The following is an 18,965-nucleotide window of genomic DNA, read 5'->3' as shown; positions in this document are numbered from 1 at the left end:
AGCCATAACTCACACCGCTTCAACCGAACTGCCCGCACCGTTCATCCGAAACGGGCAGTCCGTTGAAGCGAATTGGGCAATTGCGGGGCATTCTGCGGAAATTGTTCCGGGTTAAGGCATAATCCGGCCCGGCGGTTCATAGGGTAGGACATGAACTGCCGGGAAAGGAAGGGGTTCTTATGGAACTGCAACTGAAAAAAACGACCCTGGATCATTATGAGAGCAGCGGGGAAGTAACGCTGACCCAAGAGGAGACCACAGAGGTCATCGTGCCGGACTATTGTCCGGATATTGCGCGTATTATCACAGCCGATGGGAAGGTCTGCATCCACAGCCGGGAACTGCGGGACGGCAAGGCAGCGGTCACCGGTACGGTACGGGTCACGGTGCTGTACACCCCGGATGGAGAGAGCGGCATCCGTACACTGGAATTTGCCATGCCATTCACTGTTGAAAGCGACAATCGGGTGTTGGCTGACTGTGTGTTTTTGGAAGCGGATACCCGGCCAGAATTTCTGGAATCGCGGATGCTGAATCCAAGGAAAGTATTCACGCACTGTAAGTTGGTGACCCGTTTGACGGGCTACCAGAAGGCGCCGCTGTGCTTCAGTACCGATCTGGAGGCTGAGGATCAGCTCTGCGTAGAAAAACGGCAGGAGCAGCAGAGGATCACGCTTTTGACACATATTGCTGAAAAGGATTTTACATTTACAGAGGAGATGAACCTTTCTCCGGGGCGGGCCGGCGCCGCGGAGCTGTTGAACAGCCAGGTTTGCGGCTCTGTGACGGAAAGCAAGATCGTGGGCAGCAAGCTGATTTTCAAGGGCGTTTTTTCCATCAGCCTGCTTTACCGCAGTGTGGATGGAAAGTATGATACGACTTCCAGTGACTTGCCCTTTTCCCAGATCATGGAGATCGAGGGCGCCGCGGAAGGGTGCACGCCGTCCCTGCGGCTGCAGTTGACAGGCAGCGACCTGCAAATTGACGGAGATGACGCGGAGGGTCGCCAGATCGCGGTGACGCTTTATCTCCACGCCACGGCTCTGCTGCGGGAGGAGCAGGACGTGACCCTCCTGAACGACCTGTACTCCACTTCCTATGAGACCGCTTATGAAGCCGCACCGCTGAGCGTCACCGGATTCTTTGAGACATTCACCCGCCGGCATACCGTTCGGGAGGTATTGGAAATTGGCGTGGTGGCGGATTCCATTCTATCCCTCACCGCGTCCTGTGGCGCCGTTTCCGTCAGTAGGGAAGGAGAGACCACCGTTCTGCGGACAGAGGTCAACGTCCGGGCACTGTATCTGGACGAAGGCGGCGTACCGCTCATGGCAGAACGGAGCTTTGACATCAACAGCCAGTTGGAGCTGCCGGAGGATTGCAAAGTCAGCGCCAGTGCCGCTTGTCCGGAAGAAATCCAGGGCAGTTTAGGGGATCGTGGAATCGAAGTGCGGTTCCCGGTGGATTTCCGGGCCGAAGCCGTTTCCCGCCTGAAAAAGGTCTGCATCACCAGCGCTAAACTGGATACGGAATCCCCGAAAGATTCTGTGGGAACACCGTCTCTGGTGCTGCGATGCCTGGGAAAGCAGGAAAGCGCATGGGATCTGGCAAAGAAGTATAACACAACGATCGCAATGATCCTGGCGGCAAATCAGCTGGAAGACGGGGAGATTCCCCGGGAAAAGCTGCTGCTGATCCCACGGAAGCGGGCGTAGATCAAAGTTTTCGTCAGCGCAAAAAAGCTGTTGCATGGACTTTGTCCTGCAACAGCTTTTGCTTTTTCATTCTTTTTCTTGAAAGAAAAAGAATGAAAAAGAACTTTATCAAGTTCAGTTTTCCGAATACCGGGCCAGGAATTGCCGTGTCCGCTCCTCTCTGGGGTGCTCGATGACCTGGTGGGGATCGCCCTGCTCCACAATGACGCCGCCGTCCATAAAGATGATCTGGTCCGCCACGTCCCGTGCAAAAGCCATCTCATGGGTGACAATGATCATCGTGGTATTCTGATCCGCCAGGGAGCGGATGACCTTCAGCACTTCGCCGGTCAGCTCCGGATCCAGAGCGGAGGTAGGCTCATCGAAGCAGAGAATATCCGGATGCAGCGCCAAAGCGCGGGCAATGGCCACCCGCTGCTGCTGGCCGCCGGAGAGCTGATGGGGGTAGTGATGTGCCCGGTCAGCCAGGCCCATCTGCTCCAACAGCAGCTTGCCGTGGGCCTCTATATCGGCCAGTATTTGCGCCTTGTTGGATTTAAAGTCCGGCTGCTCCTTCGCCAGCAGCTGGCTGGCCAGGGTCACATTCTGCAAAGCCGTATACTGGGGGAACAGGTTGAAAGACTGGAACACCATACCGAAGTGAAGCCGCTTCTTGCGGATCTCGCTTTCCCTTTGAGTAGCTGGGTCCGACGCGTCGAACAGGGTCTTGCCCTGAACGACGATCTGACCCTGATCCGGCGTCTCCAAAAAGTTCAGGCACCGCAGCAGGGTAGTTTTGCCGCTGCCGGAGGAACCGATAATAGCCAGCGCCTGGCCCTGCTCCAAAGAGAAACTGATATCCTCCAGTACACGGGTCGCGCCGAAATGCTTTTCAATGTTATGTACTTCCAGAATCGCCATATCAGCACCCCCTTAACGGAAATAATCCAGCTTCTGCTCCAGCTTCCCAAGCAGAACCGTCAGGATACCGTTGAATACAAGATAATAGACCGCAGTGAAGAACAGCGGCCAGATGGCGCCGGAGATTCCCTGGGAGCCTTTCAGGAACGCCTGGCCTGCCCAGATGATCTCCTGAAGCGCGATAATACGGGCCAGGGAGGTATCCTTGACCAGGGTAATGATCTCGTTGGACATGGGGGGCACGATACGCTTGATCATCTGCAGCAGAGTGACCTTGAAAAAGATCTGGCTCTTGGTCATGCCCAAGACCATGCCGGCCTCCTGCTGTCCCTTGGGTACGCCCTGGATGCCGCCCCGGTAAATTTCGGAGAAGTAGCAAGCATAGTTGATGATGAAAGAAACCGCCGAGGCGATAAACCGGCCGGTCTCACCGCTGCCCCAAACGTTGTTTTTCAGAACCAGGCCGGGGAAGTAGTAGATGATCAGCAGCTGGATCATCAGTGGGGTACCGCGGATGACCCACACGATCAGCCTTGACAGCCAGCGTAAAGGGGTAAAACGGCTCATGGAGCCGAAGGCAATGACAAGGCCCAGAGGAATGGCGCCGATCAGTGTCACAAAAAACAGCTTCAATGTCTGTAAGAAGCCGATATTCAGTGAGTGAATGACGATCGGCATTTGTTCGAGTATCAGTTCCATAGAATTGCCCTGCTTTCTCTTTTAGTAGGGGCCAAAAACAGAGAGCGGATGATCCGCTCTCTGTTTGGTATGCGGGAAATCGGAAAATTACTGCTCGATCAGAGCGGCCTGAACACCATAGGTCTCAGCACACTCGATCATGGAGCCGTCAGCGTAAGCGGCGGCGAAGAAGTCGTTCAGCGCGGCGGCCAGGTCGGAACCCTTGCGGAAGCCCACGCCGTACTCCTCGCTGTTCAGGCCCACGGTGTAAGTAAGGTCGGCGTAGCTGGTGCCCTCGCCCACCATGGCGGCAGCCATCAGGGAGTCGATAACGGCGGCGTCAGAGGTGCCGGCGGCCACTTCCATCAGCGCGTCGGACTGGGCCTTGACGGGAGTGCAGCTATAACCCAGGGCGCTGACCTCGGCCTCACCAGCGCTGCCGGCTTCCACGGCGAAAGCAAGGCCGGCACAGGCCTCGACGGTCTGGTACTGGTCAGCCTTGTCAGCGGGAACGATCACCACCTGAGCGTTGTTGCAGTAGGCGTTGGAGCACTCCATGGCGCTGGTGACCTCGTCGGTCAGGGTCATGCCGTTCCAAACGCAGTCAATGGTCTTGCTGTTCAGCTCCAGGATCTTGTTATCCCAGTCGATCTCGACGAATTCCACATCCACGCCCAGGCTTTCAGCGAAGGCCACGGCCATATCAGCGTCGAAACCGATCCAGTTGCCGTTCGCATCCTTGTAGTCCATGGGCTCGAAATCAGTGATACCGACCACCAGAACACCCTTATCCTGGACGTAGGCCAGATCGCTGTCGGCGGCAGGCTCTTCCGCAGCGGGTTCCTCTGTGGCAGCAGGCTCTTCGGTCTTAGCGGGTGCCTCTTCCTTGGAACCGCCGCAGGCGGCCAGAGACAGGATCATGGTCAGAGCCAGCAGCATGGCCCAAAACTTCTTCATGTTTTTCATCGTTTCATCCTCCAAAATGAGCGGTTCTCCCGCTCGTTTAATACGTTAGTAGTTTACCATGCTAAATTACAGGTGTAAAGGCAGAAAATGTCCGAATAGAGGAGAAAGCAGGCGGACGTTTTTGTGCGTTTTATCCAAAAGCAGACGGGCCGTCATACTTTCCGCTGCCGGGACATAGAGTGGAACAAGACTATGGGGCGCGGAAAAGGATGGGAGAGCGTGGACCGCGCATGGAGGTTGCTATGAATACCAGTATTTATCAAAATATCGCCACCCGCACGGCAGGGGATATCTACATCGGTGTAGTCGGCCCGGTGCGTACCGGAAAATCCACCTTTATCAAGCGGTTCATGGAGACCCAGGTGATCCCGAATATTGATAACGTCTACCGCCGGGAACGGGCCAGGGATGAGCTGCCCCAAAGCGGTTCCGGCCGCACCATTATGACGGCGGAGCCGAAGTTCGTCCCGGAGGAAGCGGCTCAGGTCCAGCTGGAGGGCGGCGCGGCCTTTTCCGTCCGGCTCATCGACTGCGTGGGGTATATGGTAAAAGGCGCCATCGGCCAGTACGAGGACGACGCGCCCCGCATGGTCACAACGCCCTGGTTCGACCATGAGATCCCCATGACCGAAGCGGCGGAGATCGGCACCCGGAAAGTCATCACGGAGCACTCCACCATCGGCATCGTCATCACCACCGACGGCACTGTGGCCGACATCCCCAGGGAGGACTACCTGGAGGCGGAGGAGCGGGTCATCCGGGAGCTTCAGGAGCTGGGAAAGCCTTTTATCGTCCTGCTGAACTCCGTAGACCCCGCCGGAGACCGGGCCCAGGCCATCGCAAAAGATATTGCCTCCCGGTATGAGGTAAACTGTGTGCCGGTGAACTGCCTGGAGCTGGACGAGACCGCTGTATCGGACATTATGAAAGCGGTGCTGTATGAATTCCCCATGCAGGAGCTGGACCTGTTCCTGCCGCCCTGGGTAGACGCCCTGCCGGCCCAGCATCCCCTGAAGTCCGGGCTGTACGACGCCATCCGCCAGGGAACCTCGGAGCTGCACCATATCCGGGAGATCGACGGAGTGATCACCTCCCTTGGAAACTGCGAAAACATCAGCGAGGCGAAGGTCACCAGTATCGACCTGGGCACCGGCATAGCGGCGGCGGAGCTGCGGCTGCCGCGGGAGCTGTTCTATCAGACACTGTCGGAGCAATCCGGCTTTGACGTGTCAGACGACGGCGACCTGATGAGCCTGCTGACCCGCCTGGCGGACGTGAAAAAGGAATATGATAAGGTGGCCGGTGCTCTGAAGGATGTGCGGGAGACGGGCTATGGCATCGTGGTGCCCGGCATTGACGAGCTGAAGCTGGAGGAACCGGAAATCATGAAGCAGGGCGGGCGTTACGGCGTCCGGCTGAAGGCCAGCGCTCCCAGCATCCACATGATCCGGGCGGACATCGAAACCGCCGTCAGTCCGATCGTGGGCAACGAAAAGCAGTCCGAAGACATGGTGAATTATCTCCTTCAGGAATTTGAGGGAGACACCAGCAAGATATGGCAGTCCAATATCTTTGGCCGCAGCTTCCATGAGCTGGTCAACGACGATCTGCAGGCAAAATTGAAGCGGATGCCGGAAGATGCCCGAAAGAAACTCCAGGAGACCCTGACCCGTATCATCAACGAGGGCAGCGGCGGACTCATCTGTATTATTCTGTGAAAAAAGGAAGCACCGGTCAACCGGTGCTTCCTTTTTACTTTCATATGGAGACACCCTCCAGCTCCAACAGGAACCGCTTCTTCTCCACACCTCCGGCATAACCGGTCAGGCTGCCGTCTGCACCCAGAACGCGGTGACAGGGGATGAGAATGGAGATCGGATTATGCCCAACGGCGCCGCCCACCGCCTGGGGTGCGGCGGAAACGCCGCTCTCCCGAAGTCTGCGGGCCAATTCTCCGTAAGTGGTGGTCTCGCCATAGGGTATTTCCAGCAGCAGCTTCCACACCGCCTGCCGAAACGCACTTCCTTTCGGGGACAGCGGCGGCAGGGCAGGGAGAGGCGCCTTTTTGAAGTAGGCGTCCAGCCATTCCGCCGTCTGCTGAAATACCGGCAGATCAGCCTGTTCTGTTCTGTCATTCTTCAATGTGGCCGCGAAATATTTCTGTCCCTCCAGCCAAAGCCCGGTCAGGGAGTGTCCGTCAGAGGCAAGAAGCAAATTTCCCACCGGGGAGGTCAGCTCTGTCACATACATCACCGCACCGCCTTTCTGCGTGACAGTATACCAGCCCGGAAGAATACTTGCAAGCAGCGGAAAGTCGTGATACCATAATAAAAACGATATGCAAGAGAAAGGGGATCACCCGGATGCTGCTGGCGATTGATGTAGGCAATTCCACCACCTCGGTAGGGTTGTTTGATAAGGAGAAAAATCTGCGTTTTTTGGCGTATCTGGACACGGACAGCCGAAAGACCGCCGATCAGATCAGTATTGACCTGATGAACCTGTTCACGCTGTATCATTACAGCTACACGGACGTGACGGGTGCCATTTTATGCAGTGTGGTGCCGCCTCTGAACTTTATGATGGAAAAGGCCCTGACCCGGCTTTTGGGGAAGCCCCCCATGGTGGTAGGCCCCGGCGTCCGGACAGGGCTGAACATCCGCCTGACGAACCAGACCCAGGTGGGTGCGGACATCGTGGCGGATGCGGTGGCCGCGCTGGAGAAGTTCCAGCCGCCCATCATCACCATCGACATGGGCACCGCCACCACCATCGGCGTCATCTCCCAGGGCCGGACCTACGAGGGCGGATTGCTGCTGCCGGGTGTCAATGTCTCTCTGGAGGCCCTGAGCCGCCGGGCAGCCCAGCTTCCGGCCATTTCTTTACAGCATCCCAAGAGCCTCATTGGCAAAAACACAGAGGATTGTATGCGCTCCGGCATCGTCTACGGCTCCGCCGGTATGCTGGACGGCGTCATCGACCGCATCCGGGAGACCTTCCCCGGCCAGGAAGTCACCGTGGTCGCAACAGGCGGCAACGCGCCTGTCATCGTCCGCTACTGCCGGAATCCCATCATTTACGACAAGTATCTGCTGATGGACGGCCTGTGGGCCATTTACCAGAAAAATAAATAAAAAACAGCGTGTACCGGATTGGTACACGCTGTTTTTTTATCGGAGTAAGAGATTATTTCGCCAGGACCTTCTTCAGCTTGGCAAAGCGGGGCAGGGAATCCTGCTTGGGCAGCTTGGGCTCGCCCTGGATCAGGGGAAGCACGTAGTCGATGAAGGGCTTCTCCACGCCATTGTGGGCGGCATTGATCCACTCCAGGGGGACCTTCTTCTCAGTATTGGCAACATCAGTCAGGCCAAGCAGCTTCGTCTTGCAGACGTACTTGCCGTCCTCATAGGTACGCTCGAAGCCAACCATCTTATCGGTGATGCCGCCCACGGCGTTCTCCACGGCGGCCTTGCCGGACATGTAGGACTCCTCGATGTCAGTCTCGGAGGCCAGGTGCGCACCGCAGCGCTGCAGCAGGCTCAGCTCGATGCCGCGGACCTTGGCGCCGGTCTTCTCCTTGACGACGTTGGCCAGCAGGGAAGCCAGGCCGCCCAGCTGGGCATGGCCGAAGCCGTCGGTGGCGGAGGTCTTGGCCTCGGAGACAAAAGTGCCGTCGGCGTAGTGGATGCCCTCGGAAACGGCTACCATGCAGTTGCCCTTCTCCTTATAAATGCGCTCCACATCAGCCAGGAATGCGTCCATGTCAAAGTCCACCTCGGGCAGGTACACCAGGTCGGGACCAGCGCCGTAAGCGGTAGCCAGGGCAGCAGCGCCAGCCAGCCAGCCGGCGTGACGGCCCATGATCTCAATGATGCAGACCATGCCGGTGTCATACACGCGGGCGTCCTGATAGACCTCCATGCAGGAAGTGGCGATATACTTGGCGGCGGAGGCGAAGCCGGGGCAGTGGTCGGTGCCGTAGAGGTCGTTGTCGATGGTCTTGGGCACGCCCATCACGCGGCACTCATAGCCCACCTTCTGCATGTACTTGCTGATCTTGTTGCAGGTATCCATGGAGTCGTTGCCGCCGTTGTAGAAGAAATAGCGAACGTCGTACTTCTTGAAGATCTCCAGGATGCGCTTGTAATCGGTATCGTCCACGTCGGGATCGGCCATCTTGTAACGGCAGGAACCCAATGCGGAGGAGGGGGTGTACTTCAGCAGCTCCAGCTCGGCAGGGTCTTCCTCGGACATGTCAAACAGGCGGTCATTCAGAACGCCCTTGATGCCGTGCTCCGCGCCCAGCACGCGGGTGATATTGGGATTTTTCAGCGCGGTGTCAATGACACCGTACACGCTGGCATTGATCACAGAAGTAGGACCGCCGGACTGTCCGACGATGCATGCGCCTTTTAATTCATTCATTGGAATAAGCCTCCTCAGAAAATGTTTCATTTATCATATCATCGAAAAAATGAATTGTAAATACTTGCAATTTAATTTTTTTATGATATTATCTAAGAAGAAAATCGTTTTCGTCCATTTGAATTATCAAATTTGTCGATTTGATAACAAACCCTTGTGCATCCTGACGGGGAGACGTTCAAAGGGACGGAACAAATAAGAATAGGAGTGAATCATTATGGCACTGGTTACCACTACCGAAATGTTCAAGAAAGCCTATGACGGCGGCTATGCTGTCGGCGCTTTCAACGTCAACAACATGGAGATCGTTCAGGGCATCACCGAGGCCGCTCAGGAGCTGAAGGCTCCTCTGATCCTGCAGGTGTCCAAGGGCGCCCGCGCCTATGCCAACCACACCTATCTGGTGAAGCTGGTGGAGGCCGCTGTTATTGAGTGCCCCGACATCCCCATCGCCCTGCATCTGGATCACGGCCCCGATTTTGAGACCTGCAAGGCCTGCATCGACGGCGGCTTTACCTCCGTCATGATCGACGCTTCCTCCAAGCCCTTCGAGGAGAACATCGAGATCACCAAGAAGGTCGTCGAGTATGCCCACGATCACGGCGTGGTCGTTGAGGCCGAGCTGGGCACCCTGGCCGGCATCGAGGACGATGTGAAGGTCGCCGCCGGTGCCGCCTCTTACACCCGTCCCGAGGAGGTCGAGGAGTTCGTGTCCAAGACCGGCTGCGACTCTCTGGCCATCGCCATCGGCACCAGCCACGGCGCTTACAAGTTTACCGCTGCCCAGTGCACCCGCAATGAAAAGGGTATCCTGGTTCCGCCTCCGCTGCGCTTCGACGTGCTGGAGGAGGTCTCCAAGCGCCTGCCCGGCTTCCCCATCGTGCTGCATGGCTCTTCCTCCGTGCCTCAGGACTTCGTGAAGGCCATCAACGAGCACGGCGGCAAGATGCCCGACGCCGTCGGCATTCCCGAGGAGCAGCTGCGCCACGCCGCCGAGCTGTCCGTCTGCAAGATCAACATCGACTCTGACCTGCGGCTGGCCATGACCGCTACCATCCGTCAGTATTTTGATGAGCATCCCGGCGACTTCGACCCCCGCCAGTATCTGAAGCCCGCCCGTGCCGCCATCAAAGCAATGGTCGCCCACAAGATCGTGGACGTTCTGGGCTGCGACCACAAGGCCTGATTTTCTCTCATTACATCGCAAAACCGGGAGACGCATCCGCGTCTCCCGGTTTTTTGTATCTCCCCGGCCGGTTTTCTCATAGAATGAAGGAGAAAGGGGAGGGGAGTCATGCGCTTTTTGCAGGATTACGACCGCAAGGCGGCGGTCCTATATGCTCATCAGTGGGCCTACGGCCGGAACCCGGCCTACTACGACTATGAAGAGCTGGGGGGAGACTGCACGAATTTCGCGTCCCAGTGTATTTTTGCTGGCAGCGGCATTATGAATTTTACGCCCACCTTTGGCTGGTATTACATCGACGCCAACCAAAAGGCTCCGGCCTGGACAGGGGTCATGTATCTCTGGAACTTCCTCACCCGGAAAGGTATTTCCGTTGGGCCGGTAGGAGAGCCGTGTCAGCTGGAAGATCTTCGCCCCGGCGATATTGTACAGCTTTCTTTTAAAGGTGAGGACTTTCAGCACTCCCCGGTGGTGGTATCCACCGGAAGAATACCGACCCTGGAAAATACCTTGGTTGCCGCTCATAGCTACGACGCCGATAACCGGCCGCTGTCCACCTACGAGTTCCGGGACATCCGCTATCTGCATATCACCGGCACCGTGCGTCCATAGATACAGGAAGATTTAAGGGATCGTTCACATTTTTTTCGGAGGGCGTGCTATGATGGCGGTATCACAAAAGAAAGAGGGAATTTAACATGAAAAAATTCCTGTCCTGCCTGCTGGTTGCGTTATTGGCGGCATCTTTGACTGTTCCCATGGCCGGGGCAGCTTACACGGATGTGCCCGCTGGGAGCTCACTGGCTGGCGAAGTCCAAAAAGCCACGGAATACGGCTTGATGAACGGGTACGGCGCCGACCGTTTCGGTTATTCCGATCCCATGACCCGTGCCCAGTTCGTCACCGTGCTGGACCGGATGCTGCTGTCGCAGTCCGAAGTTCAATCAGAGACGAACTACATCACCGCAGACATGGCGGTCCCGGACAGTATTTCCGATACATACCGCAGTGCCATCAATAACGCAGCCCACTTCGATGTCGTGGACCGCAACGCGCCCTTCCGGCCCAGTGATCCCATCACCCGGGGCGAGATGGCGGAAATGCTTGTACGCGCTCTGGGGCTGAAAGCCGCCGCCCAAATCGCTGAAAAGGAAAACTCCTTGCCATTTACTGATGTATCTACCCGGAAGGGCTATATCTCTGTGGCCTACGACATCGGGATGACAAAGGGGACTTCCGCAACAACTTTTGGTCCTGACGCTACCGCCACCCGGTCCCAGGCGGCGGCGATGCTGGTTCGCATCTATGAAAAGCTCCATCAGGATACCGGCTTCATTCACGGCTTTTACGCCATCTCCTCGTACAGCCAGCTGTCTCTTGCCGGGGAGATGGACGCCGTCAGCGCCGGTTGGAGCCGAATGACCTGGGACGGCGAAACAGCCTTGCTGTCTACCACCAATGCGGGCGGCAACGAATTTGCCGTTCCCAGCGGTTACAGCGAAGCTGCGGAGCAGTTGGCCGGGAAGCTGAACCTGATGGTATTCATGGAAGGTAACAGCCTGAGATCTATGTTGGCTTCCGCCGACGGACGGACGCAGGCTGTGGAGCAAATCGTAAACGAAGTGACCGTGACTTACAAAACCATCGGCAGAAATCCTTACAGCGGCGTCACCATCGACTTCGAGGGCCTTCGTAGTGCACAAAAAGCGGATTTTACCGCATTCCTGACGGAACTGCGGACGAAGCTGGACAAGCGGCAATCCCTGTATGTCTGCGTCTCTCCGGTCTTGACCACCGGCGCCTATTATGACGGCTATGACTACGCCGCCATCGGCGCGTTGGCTGACAAGGTCATCCTGATGGCCTACGATTACGATACCCAGGATCTGAGCGCCTTTGTGGGCACGGAATACTACAAAACCACTGCCACCGCGCCTGTGGGCGAGGTATACCAGAGTCTGCGGGCCATTACACAACAGACAGACCCCGGCAAGGTGCTGCTGGGCTTCAGCGTGGACAATACAGCCTGGCAAATTGACCGGGACGGCAAGCTGGTCTCCGGTACGCCGGTCCATCCCTCCAATGAAACTGTTGCCCAGCGTCTGGCGCAGCCCAGCACGGTCCTTGGCTGGTCTCAGGAGTACCAGCAGTCCTACGCCATCTATGAGACGGAGGACGGTTCCCGGTATTTCCTCTGGTATCAGGACAGCAAAAGCGTCCAGTCTGCCCTGGCCGCGGCTAAGCTGCTGGGTGCCGGCGGCGTGTCTGTCTGGCGGCTTGGCAGCATTCCGCAGTACACCGGCGGACGCCAGACCTGGGACTGGAGCTACCTGCTGGCATAAACAGGGAAGAGGTCAGAAAAACCGCCCCATCCGGGGCGGTTTTTTTCATTCTTTTTCACAGATTTTCTTTGCTTTTTTCACCTTTGACAAGGGATTTGCCTTTGCAGCGACCCGCAGCGATTCGTTGTCAATATGGGTATAAATCTCCGTGGTATTCAAATGGTCGTGGCCCAAAACCTCCTGTACAGCCCGAACGTCCACGCCGTTTTGCAGCATCAAAGTGGCGGCAGTGTGCCGCAGCTTGTGGGAGGAATACTGGGTGCTGTCGATACCGGCCTCGCCCAGACGCTTTTTTACCATGGCGTGGACCGTGGAACGGCTGATGCGCTCATTCTGGGACGATAGGAACAGCGCGTTGGCGTCCCGGCCGGTGATGGGCCGGCGGACGGCCAGCCAGCGTTTCAGAGCATCCTGACAGGCATCGTTGAGGTAAATGATGCGGACTTTGTTGCCTTTGCCCAGCACCCGCAGGGCGTCATCCTGGATGTCATTCAGATTCAGACCGACCAGCTCGGAAATTCGCAGGCCGCAGTTCAAAAACAGCGTCAGAATACAGTAGTCGCGTTCCTGGTTTTTGCCATCCACAGACTCCAAAAGCTGCAAGCTTTCATCTAAAGTCAAGTATTTCGGCAATGTTTTTTTCAATTTCGGAGAATCAATATCTTTGACAGGATTTTCACGAAGTTGGTGTGTCTTATTCGTTAGATAGTTATAGAATGACCGGATCGTTGCGATTTTCCGGGCTCTGGACGCGGCGTTCAGGCCGTAGTCGGAATTGCGGCTGTTCTGATGCTGGATGCGGTCACGGCTGAGATATGTCATGTAGCCGTAAATGTCCGTCAGCGTCACAGACGCGACAAAATCCAGATCCACATCCATAATGTCGATCTCGTCCAGCGCCTTGCCGGAAAGCGCTGGATCGCGAATTTGCTTCATGTAGCGGAAAAAATTCCGCAGATCCAGGAAGTATTCGTCCACGGTGCGTTTGGAGTGCGCTTTGATTGTTTCATGGTAAGATAAGAAATCCCGCAGGACCTGCGGCGCTTCCGTACGGTAATCACTCATAATCAAACAGAAACCACTGGAAACAGGCGGAGGGCCAGCTACGGCTGCTAAAACTGCCGGAAAACGTTATGGATGGTTTCCGAAGGCTGCCACATATAGATGCTCTTTGCCCTCCCCTAAATTGAACAAAATTTTTATTTTGTTCAATTTAGCCTATGGCTCCTAAACCTCCTCTCCCAGATTATCCTGCCGGTGCCGGACATAAAAACAAAGTTCCGGCGCAAAATAAGCGTAATTCAAACATGGAACGGAGGATTCTTCTATGAGCCTGATCCCCTGTACCAGTCAGTGTGTATATCAGTCCGACGGCGTCTGCACACTGGACAGCGCCGCTGCCGCCGGACAGCCATCCTTGGGCGGTGCCTGCATCCATTTCATTCCGACGGACGCAAGGCGGCTCGGATCGCCTCACCGATATTGCGAGCCGGGATCAGCTGCAGATTGGAATACCGCTGCACATCCCCTGCACGATGTGCCGGAATGACGCACTTTCGGAATCCCAGGCGCTGGACTTCACTGATGCGCTGCTCCAGTTGGTTGACGGTGCGCAGCTCTCCCGTCAGGCCCACTTCCCCAATGGCCACCAGGTTACTTGGTACGGGCTTGTCTAGATAGCTGGAAGCCAGAGCGATAACAGCCGCCAGGTCAGCGGCGGGCTCGTCCAGGTACAATCCACCAATAATGTTCAGATATGCGTCGCATGCGGACACTTTCAACCCGCCCCGTTTTTCCAGTACAGCCAGCAGCATGGCGGCCCGGTTATAGTCAAAGCCATTACTGGTACGGCGGGGATTGCCCGCCGCAGAGGTCACTACCAGAGCCTGGACCTCCGCCAAGACAGGCCGCATCCCCTCCATGACGCAGGCAACGCAGGTGCCCGGCGCATCATCCGGGCGGCCGGACAGCAGCATTTCCGAAGGGTTCTCCACTTCCACCAAGCCCTCGCTGCGCATCTCGAATACACCGATCTCATTGGTGGCGCCGAAGCGGTTCTTCGCCGCCCGCAGGATGCGGTAGGATGTGTGCTGGTCGCCCTCGAAGTACAGCACGCAGTCCACCATGTGCTCCAGTACTTTCGGGCCCGCGATGGAGCCCTCCTTATTGACATGGCCGATGACGAATACGGTGACGCCCTGTCCCTTGGCAAGCTGCATCAGAGCCATGGTACAGTCCTTCACCTGGCTGACGCTGCCTGCCGGAGAATCCAGAGCATCATTGTACAGTGTCTGGATGGAGTCTACGATCAGGATGTCAGGTCTTTCTTCCGAAACGGATTCCAACACATCACCCAGACATGTCTCAGAGATCACATACAAGTTGCCGCTTTCCACACGTAAACGTTTAGCCCGCAATTTCAACTGATGCTCTGATTCCTCACCGGATACATATAAAACCTTGGAAAACTCACACAATTTACTGCAGATCTGCAGCATCAGCGTGGATTTTCCGATACCGGGAGCGCCGCCTACCAGCACCAGGGAGCCTTTGACCGCTCCCCCGCCCAACACCCGGTCCAGCTCCCCCATGCCGGTAGGGAAGCGAATTTCCTCGTCTGTTTTCAGCTCCATTACCGGGCAGGCCCGGCGGACAGCGCCCACTTGGGCAGAGGCTTTGCCGCCCCGAACAGCTTTCGGTGCCTCCGGCTGCTCCACAATGGTATTCCAGGCGCCGCAGGCGGGGCACTTCCCCGCCCATTTCGCCGTCTCATTTCCACATTCTGTGCAGTAAAAAACGGTCTTTTGCTTCATGCTGTTTCCCCTTCGGATATGCCGCGCAGATACCCGGCGGCAATGGATACCGCCAGACCGCGCTGATATGTCTCGTCCTGCAAAAGCCTGGTTTCCTCCGGATTGGTGAGGAACCCACACTCCACCAGAACCGCCGGCACGGTCACGTGCTTCATCAGATAGACCGTGGGCGGGATGCGTTTCGTATGCTTCTCGTTCCCGATGTTAACAGAGCTGTTCAGGGATTCCTGGATGGCCCCGGCCAGTTCCTCCGCCCCCTCCTGCTGGTTCCAGAACACCTGGGCGCCGTGGGTCACGGTGGACGACGGCAGGCTGTTTTGGTGGATGCTCAGGAGGACCGCATTCTCCGTGCCGTTCACGACAGCCACCCGGTTCCGGATGTCGGAGGCCTTCCGCTCCCGGACGGAGCCCAGGCCCTCGTCGCAGATGGTCACGTCCTCCTCCCGGGTCATCACTGTCTCCACACCCGCAAAACGCAGCAGGTCCCGGAGCTGCTTGGATACCGCAAGGTTGATGTGGCTCTCCGCCACACCGTCCACTGACACGGCGCCGCCATCCTCACCGCCGTGGCCGGGGTCGATAACCACCGTCACAGCCGGTCCCTCCGCCGCAGAAAACACAGACACGGACGGAAGACCCGTTAAAGCGTGGAACACGCAGGCGGCACATAAGAATCCTCCGCAGCACAGCAGCGCCTTTTTCAGGTTGGCTTTTCGTATCAAAAGGATCACAGACAACACCCCCCAAACAGGGTATGGCTGTCTGCTTATCCCATATGCCTGATTATAGCGGTTCTGAGCGCCGAAATCAAGGGCAGGCTCCTTTTCGGTTCTGGCCGCATAGGATGGCGTGAACGCATGGTGCGTCCGTGCGTCATCCTTCCCAAAGGAGGTATTCCGATTCAATGGAAAAACCCGATATGAAACCTGAGATGAAACCGGAAAACAGACCCGATATGAAACCTGAGATGAAACCGCCCACCGGGCCCTGCGGCACTGACAAGGGCTCTCTGCCCGGCGGCTGCTGTGCGTCCCTGGCGTTCCCATATATCCCTATGCAGGAGAAAAATCCCGTCCGCTTCAGCCGGATGGAGGGACTGCAGACCGGCACATTGTTCCCCGGCCTGGACCTGCCTTTCAAAGCGGCTATCCAGGAGAAAACCAAGATGGCAAACACCGCCCTGGTGGAGCTGATGGCTCTGGACTTTGCCATCGATGAACTGGGGCTGTATCTGGTGACCCACTCCGAGGACCAGGAGGTCCTGCAGCTGTACTGGTCCTACATCAAGCTGGCGCAGGAAGGCCGGGAAAAGTACCAAAAGCTGTACGGCCCTCTGCTGCAGACAGACTTGACCCCGGAAGATGGCTACGCCTGGCTGAAAGACCCCTGGCCCTGGGATGAAGGAGGGAACGCCTGATGTTCATTTATGAGAAGAAACTGCAATATCCCGTAAAAATTGCCAACACAAATCCGAAACTGGCGGCCATCATCATCAGCCAGTACGGCGGCCCGGACGGTGAGCTGGGCGCCTCCCTGCGCTACCTGAGCCAGCGGTACACCATGCCCTATCCGGAGCTGAAGGGCCTGCTGACGGACATCGGTACCGAGGAACTGGGCCACCTGGAGATGATCGGCACTATCGTCCACCAGCTGACCCGGAATCTGACCGAGGAACAGCTCAAAAGCGGCGGCTTTGACGCCTATTTTGTGGATCATACCGCCGGGATCTACCCCACTGCCGCCTCCGGCTTCCCCTGGAGCGCCGCCAGTATGGCGGTGAAAGGAGACCTCATCGCCGACCTGACAGAGGATCTCGCCGCCGAACAGAAAGCCCGGGTGACCTACGACAACATCCTGCGGCTGAGCGATGACCCCGACGTCAACGATGTCATCAAGTTTCTCCGGGCCCGGGAGGTCGTCCACTTCCAGCGCTTCGGCGAAGGGCTTCGGCTGGCCAAGGACCGGCTGGACGAGAAGAATGTGTATTTCATGAACCCGTCTTTCGATAAGTAAACAGGATTGTTTCTCCGGGCGTTTTGTGGTATACTATTTTTATAATCCATACAAAGGAGAACCCATGTTATGCAGCCTTTTGAAGATCTGGAACTGCTCGACTGCCCTATCTGCCACGGCCCCGGCCTGATCGAGGAGGAAAACGGTTGGTGCCTCTACGTTCAGTGTCTGGACTGCGGCTGCCATACGGCGGCTCTGTCTTACAACAGCGAGGAGGAGCGCCAGACGGCGGCCCGTCAGTCGGTCAGCAGCTGGAACATCGGCAAGGTCGTTCACACCGGCGTCGGAGATTGACCCATCCAGTTACAGACACCGGGCGCCGCTTCGGAAAACCGAAGCGGCGCCTCATTTTATTGCCTGCAGCGTCTGCCATTTTGAGACAAAATCATTTACAACCGTCTGTTTCTCATGTACAATAGGTTTATCATATCAAGAGATTCAGGAGACAGGACATGAAACTGCTGTATGCGATCTATGACCTCATGTGGGGCGATCTCATCACCATTCCTCTTCCCGGCGGCGGCAGCCTGGGGCTGTCCCTGCTGGTGCTGATCCTGGTGCCGGCGGGCATCTTTTTTACGCTTCGCACCCGGTTCCTGCCGGTGCGGCTGTTCCCCGAGATGATCCGGGTCACACTGGAAAAGGAGACCAGCGCGAAAAAGGAGGGCATCTCCGGCCTCCAGGCACTGATCGTGTCCACCGCTACCAGGGTGGGCATGGGCAATTTGGTAGGCGTAGTAGCCGCTGTCTCCGCCGGCGGCGCCGGCGCTGTGTTCTGGATGTGGGTCACGGCCCTGGTGGGTTCCGCCACCGCCTTCATCGAGGCGACCCTGGCTCAGCTCTACAAGGAAAAGGACCCGCTGTACGGCGGCTACCGGGGCGGCCCCGCCTACTTCATCCATAGCTTTATGACCCGCCATTTCGGAAACAAGGCCCGCCGCTGGTCTGTCACCGCCGTGTTGTTTGCCGTATCCGGTCTCATCTGCTGGTGCGGCATCAGTCAGGTCATCGGCAATTCCGTGTCCTCCTCCATGTATAACGCCTTTCACATTCCCCCGCTGTATACGGCCATCGCCCTGGCGTCGGTGTCCGCTGTCATCGTACTGCGGAAAAACGCCACCGTCAAAGTGCTGGACGTGGTGGTGCCCATCATGGCCGGGTGCTATTTCTTCATCACACTGTTCATCATCATCAAAAACGCCCCCCTCCTGCCCTCTGTATTTCAGCGCATTTTTTCCGAGGCCTTTGGTCTGCGTCAGGCGGCGGCGGGCGGCTTCGGCGCCGTCATCATGAACGGCGTAAAGCGAGGGCTGTTTTCCAACGAGGCGGGCAGCGGCTCCGCCCCCTGCGCTGCGGCGGCCGCCGACATCGACCACCCCGCCAAGGAGGGTCTGCTCCAGGCCTTCGGCGTTTTCCTGGACACCATCGTCATCTGCAGCTGCTCCGCCATGATCATGCTGCTGGCTCCGGCAGAGAGCATCGACGGTCTTGTGGGCATGGACCTTCTCCAGGCCGCCATGGAGTATCACCTGGGCCGCTTCGGTGTGGTGTTCATCGCCCTGACGCTGCTGCTGTTCAGCTTCTCCACCTTCATCGGCGTCCTGTTCTATGCCCGCAGCAACGTGGCCTATCTCTGCGGCGACAATTGGGCCTCCCAGACTGCCTACAAGGTGCTGGCCCTGGTGATGCTGTTCATCGGCTGCCTTGCGGCCTACACCTTTGTGTGGGACTTGGGTGACGTGGGCATCGCCCTTATGACCATCTTCAACATGATCGTTCTCTTCCCCATGTCCAAGGAGGCCCTGGCCTCCCTGCGGGATTATGAGGCCACGGTAAAACAACGGAAACAAGTCAAAACCTCCGGCTAAGCCGGAGGCTTGAGTAAGCCCTATAAGGGCTTTATACGGACAAAGCCCCTTAAGGGGCC

At 57.2% G+C, this 18,965-nt stretch carries 18 protein-coding genes; 10 read left to right on the top strand and 8 right to left on the bottom strand.

Annotation, left to right across the window (positions count from 1 at the left end; all coding sequences use genetic code 11):
* The first annotated feature begins 179 nt into the window (after positions 1 to 179).
* Positions 180 to 1,715 carry a DUF3794 and LysM peptidoglycan-binding domain-containing protein gene (locus JQM68_RS12550; RefSeq protein ID WP_235223346.1) on the top strand — a complete coding sequence of 512 codons (1,536 nt, stop codon included), beginning with the start codon at positions 180 to 182 and terminating at the stop codon, positions 1,713 to 1,715.
* Between the two features lie 114 nt (positions 1,716 to 1,829).
* Here JQM68_RS12550 and JQM68_RS12545 read toward each other — a convergent pair whose 3' ends face one another.
* The 3 genes from JQM68_RS12545 to JQM68_RS12535 all read right to left on the bottom strand — a co-directional run bounded on the left by JQM68_RS12545 (position 1,830) and on the right by JQM68_RS12535 (position 4,259).
* Positions 1,830 to 2,615, bottom strand: coding sequence for an amino acid ABC transporter ATP-binding protein (locus JQM68_RS12545; RefSeq protein WP_235223345.1), 786 nt, complete (start codon positions 2,613 to 2,615; stop codon positions 1,830 to 1,832).
* Positions 2,616 to 2,627: 12 nt separating this feature from the next.
* Positions 2,628 to 3,314: an amino acid ABC transporter permease gene (locus JQM68_RS12540; protein ID WP_235223344.1), complete on the bottom strand. Its 687-nt coding sequence runs from the start codon at positions 3,312 to 3,314 to the stop codon at positions 2,628 to 2,630.
* 87 nt (positions 3,315 to 3,401) lie between these two features.
* Positions 3,402 to 4,259, bottom strand: a complete 858-nt coding sequence (locus JQM68_RS12535) for a transporter substrate-binding domain-containing protein (RefSeq protein ID WP_235223343.1) — start codon at positions 4,257 to 4,259, stop codon at positions 3,402 to 3,404.
* Between the two features lie 242 nt (positions 4,260 to 4,501).
* Here JQM68_RS12535 and spoIVA point away from each other — a divergent pair, with 242 nt between their 5' ends.
* The gene (gene spoIVA / locus JQM68_RS12530; protein WP_235223342.1) at positions 4,502 to 5,977 is read left to right on the top strand and encodes a stage IV sporulation protein A; all 1,476 of its coding nucleotides are present in this window, start codon (positions 4,502 to 4,504) and stop codon (positions 5,975 to 5,977) included.
* Positions 5,978 to 6,017: 40 nt separating this feature from the next.
* Here the strand turns inward: spoIVA and JQM68_RS12525 are convergent, their stop codons facing one another.
* Complete coding sequence (locus JQM68_RS12525) at positions 6,018 to 6,509, bottom strand: methylated-DNA--[protein]-cysteine S-methyltransferase (RefSeq protein WP_268821518.1); 492 nt, start codon at positions 6,507 to 6,509, stop codon at positions 6,018 to 6,020.
* Positions 6,510 to 6,622: 113 nt separating this feature from the next.
* On the opposite strand from JQM68_RS12525, the gene JQM68_RS12520 reads away from it, so the two are divergent.
* Positions 6,623 to 7,393 carry a type III pantothenate kinase gene (locus JQM68_RS12520; protein WP_235223340.1) on the top strand — a complete coding sequence of 257 codons (771 nt, stop codon included), beginning with the start codon at positions 6,623 to 6,625 and terminating at the stop codon, positions 7,391 to 7,393.
* A gap of 52 nt (positions 7,394 to 7,445) precedes the next feature.
* On the opposite strand, the gene JQM68_RS12515 is transcribed toward JQM68_RS12520, so the two are convergent.
* A complete protein-coding gene (locus JQM68_RS12515) occupies positions 7,446 to 8,684 on the bottom strand; it encodes a 6-phosphofructokinase (protein ID WP_235223339.1) in 1,239 nt (412 codons plus the stop codon).
* Between the two features lie 217 nt (positions 8,685 to 8,901).
* On the opposite strand from JQM68_RS12515, the gene fba reads away from it, so the two are divergent.
* From fba to JQM68_RS12500, 3 genes are all read left to right on the top strand, one after another.
* Complete coding sequence (gene fba / locus JQM68_RS12510) at positions 8,902 to 9,870, top strand: class II fructose-1,6-bisphosphate aldolase (RefSeq protein ID WP_235223338.1); 969 nt, start codon at positions 8,902 to 8,904, stop codon at positions 9,868 to 9,870.
* Positions 9,871 to 9,978: 108 nt separating this feature from the next.
* On the top strand, positions 9,979 to 10,482 hold the full coding sequence (locus JQM68_RS12505) for an amidase domain-containing protein (protein ID WP_235223337.1): 504 nt from the start codon (positions 9,979 to 9,981) through the stop codon (positions 10,480 to 10,482).
* A gap of 86 nt (positions 10,483 to 10,568) precedes the next feature.
* Positions 10,569 to 12,212 carry a glycosyl hydrolase family 18 protein gene (locus JQM68_RS12500; RefSeq protein WP_235223336.1) on the top strand — a complete coding sequence of 548 codons (1,644 nt, stop codon included), beginning with the start codon at positions 10,569 to 10,571 and terminating at the stop codon, positions 12,210 to 12,212.
* Between the two features lie 45 nt (positions 12,213 to 12,257).
* Here the strand turns inward: JQM68_RS12500 and JQM68_RS12495 are convergent, their stop codons facing one another.
* The 3 genes from JQM68_RS12495 to JQM68_RS13895 form a co-directional block, all read right to left on the bottom strand.
* Positions 12,258 to 13,277 (bottom strand): tyrosine recombinase XerC, encoded by a 1,020-nt coding sequence (locus JQM68_RS12495; RefSeq protein ID WP_235223335.1) that lies wholly within the window; start codon positions 13,275 to 13,277, stop codon positions 12,258 to 12,260.
* A gap of 374 nt (positions 13,278 to 13,651) precedes the next feature.
* Positions 13,652 to 15,025, bottom strand: a complete 1,374-nt coding sequence (gene radA / locus JQM68_RS12490; RefSeq protein WP_235223334.1) for a DNA repair protein RadA — start codon at positions 15,023 to 15,025, stop codon at positions 13,652 to 13,654.
* A complete protein-coding gene (locus JQM68_RS13895; protein ID WP_235223333.1) occupies positions 15,022 to 15,618 on the bottom strand; it encodes an N-acetylmuramoyl-L-alanine amidase in 597 nt (198 codons plus the stop codon). The genes radA and JQM68_RS13895 overlap by 4 nt, the downstream gene beginning before the upstream one ends.
* 362 nt (positions 15,619 to 15,980) lie before the next feature.
* Here JQM68_RS13895 and JQM68_RS12480 point away from each other — a divergent pair, with 362 nt between their 5' ends.
* The 4 genes from JQM68_RS12480 (at position 15,981) to JQM68_RS12465 (ending at position 18,906) form a co-directional block, all read left to right on the top strand.
* Positions 15,981 to 16,442, top strand: coding sequence for a spore coat protein CotJB (locus JQM68_RS12480; RefSeq protein ID WP_235223332.1), 462 nt, complete (start codon positions 15,981 to 15,983; stop codon positions 16,440 to 16,442).
* A complete protein-coding gene (locus JQM68_RS12475; RefSeq protein WP_235223331.1) occupies positions 16,442 to 17,038 on the top strand; it encodes a manganese catalase family protein in 597 nt (198 codons plus the stop codon). The genes JQM68_RS12480 and JQM68_RS12475 overlap by 1 nt, the downstream gene beginning before the upstream one ends.
* A gap of 69 nt (positions 17,039 to 17,107) precedes the next feature.
* The gene (locus JQM68_RS12470; protein ID WP_235223330.1) at positions 17,108 to 17,332 is read left to right on the top strand and encodes a Lar family restriction alleviation protein; all 225 of its coding nucleotides are present in this window, start codon (positions 17,108 to 17,110) and stop codon (positions 17,330 to 17,332) included.
* 158 nt (positions 17,333 to 17,490) lie between these two features.
* On the top strand, positions 17,491 to 18,906 hold the full coding sequence (locus tag JQM68_RS12465; RefSeq protein ID WP_235223329.1) for an alanine/glycine:cation symporter family protein: 1,416 nt from the start codon (positions 17,491 to 17,493) through the stop codon (positions 18,904 to 18,906).
* The last annotated feature ends 59 nt before the right edge of the window (positions 18,907 to 18,965 follow it).

Source organism: Oscillibacter valericigenes (assembly GCF_021531435.1).
GTDB lineage: Bacteria > Bacillota > Clostridia > Oscillospirales > Oscillospiraceae > Oscillibacter > Oscillibacter valericigenes_B.
The sequence above is the reverse complement of the archived record's forward strand: the minus strand, read 5'-3'. Positions and strand labels throughout refer to the sequence as shown.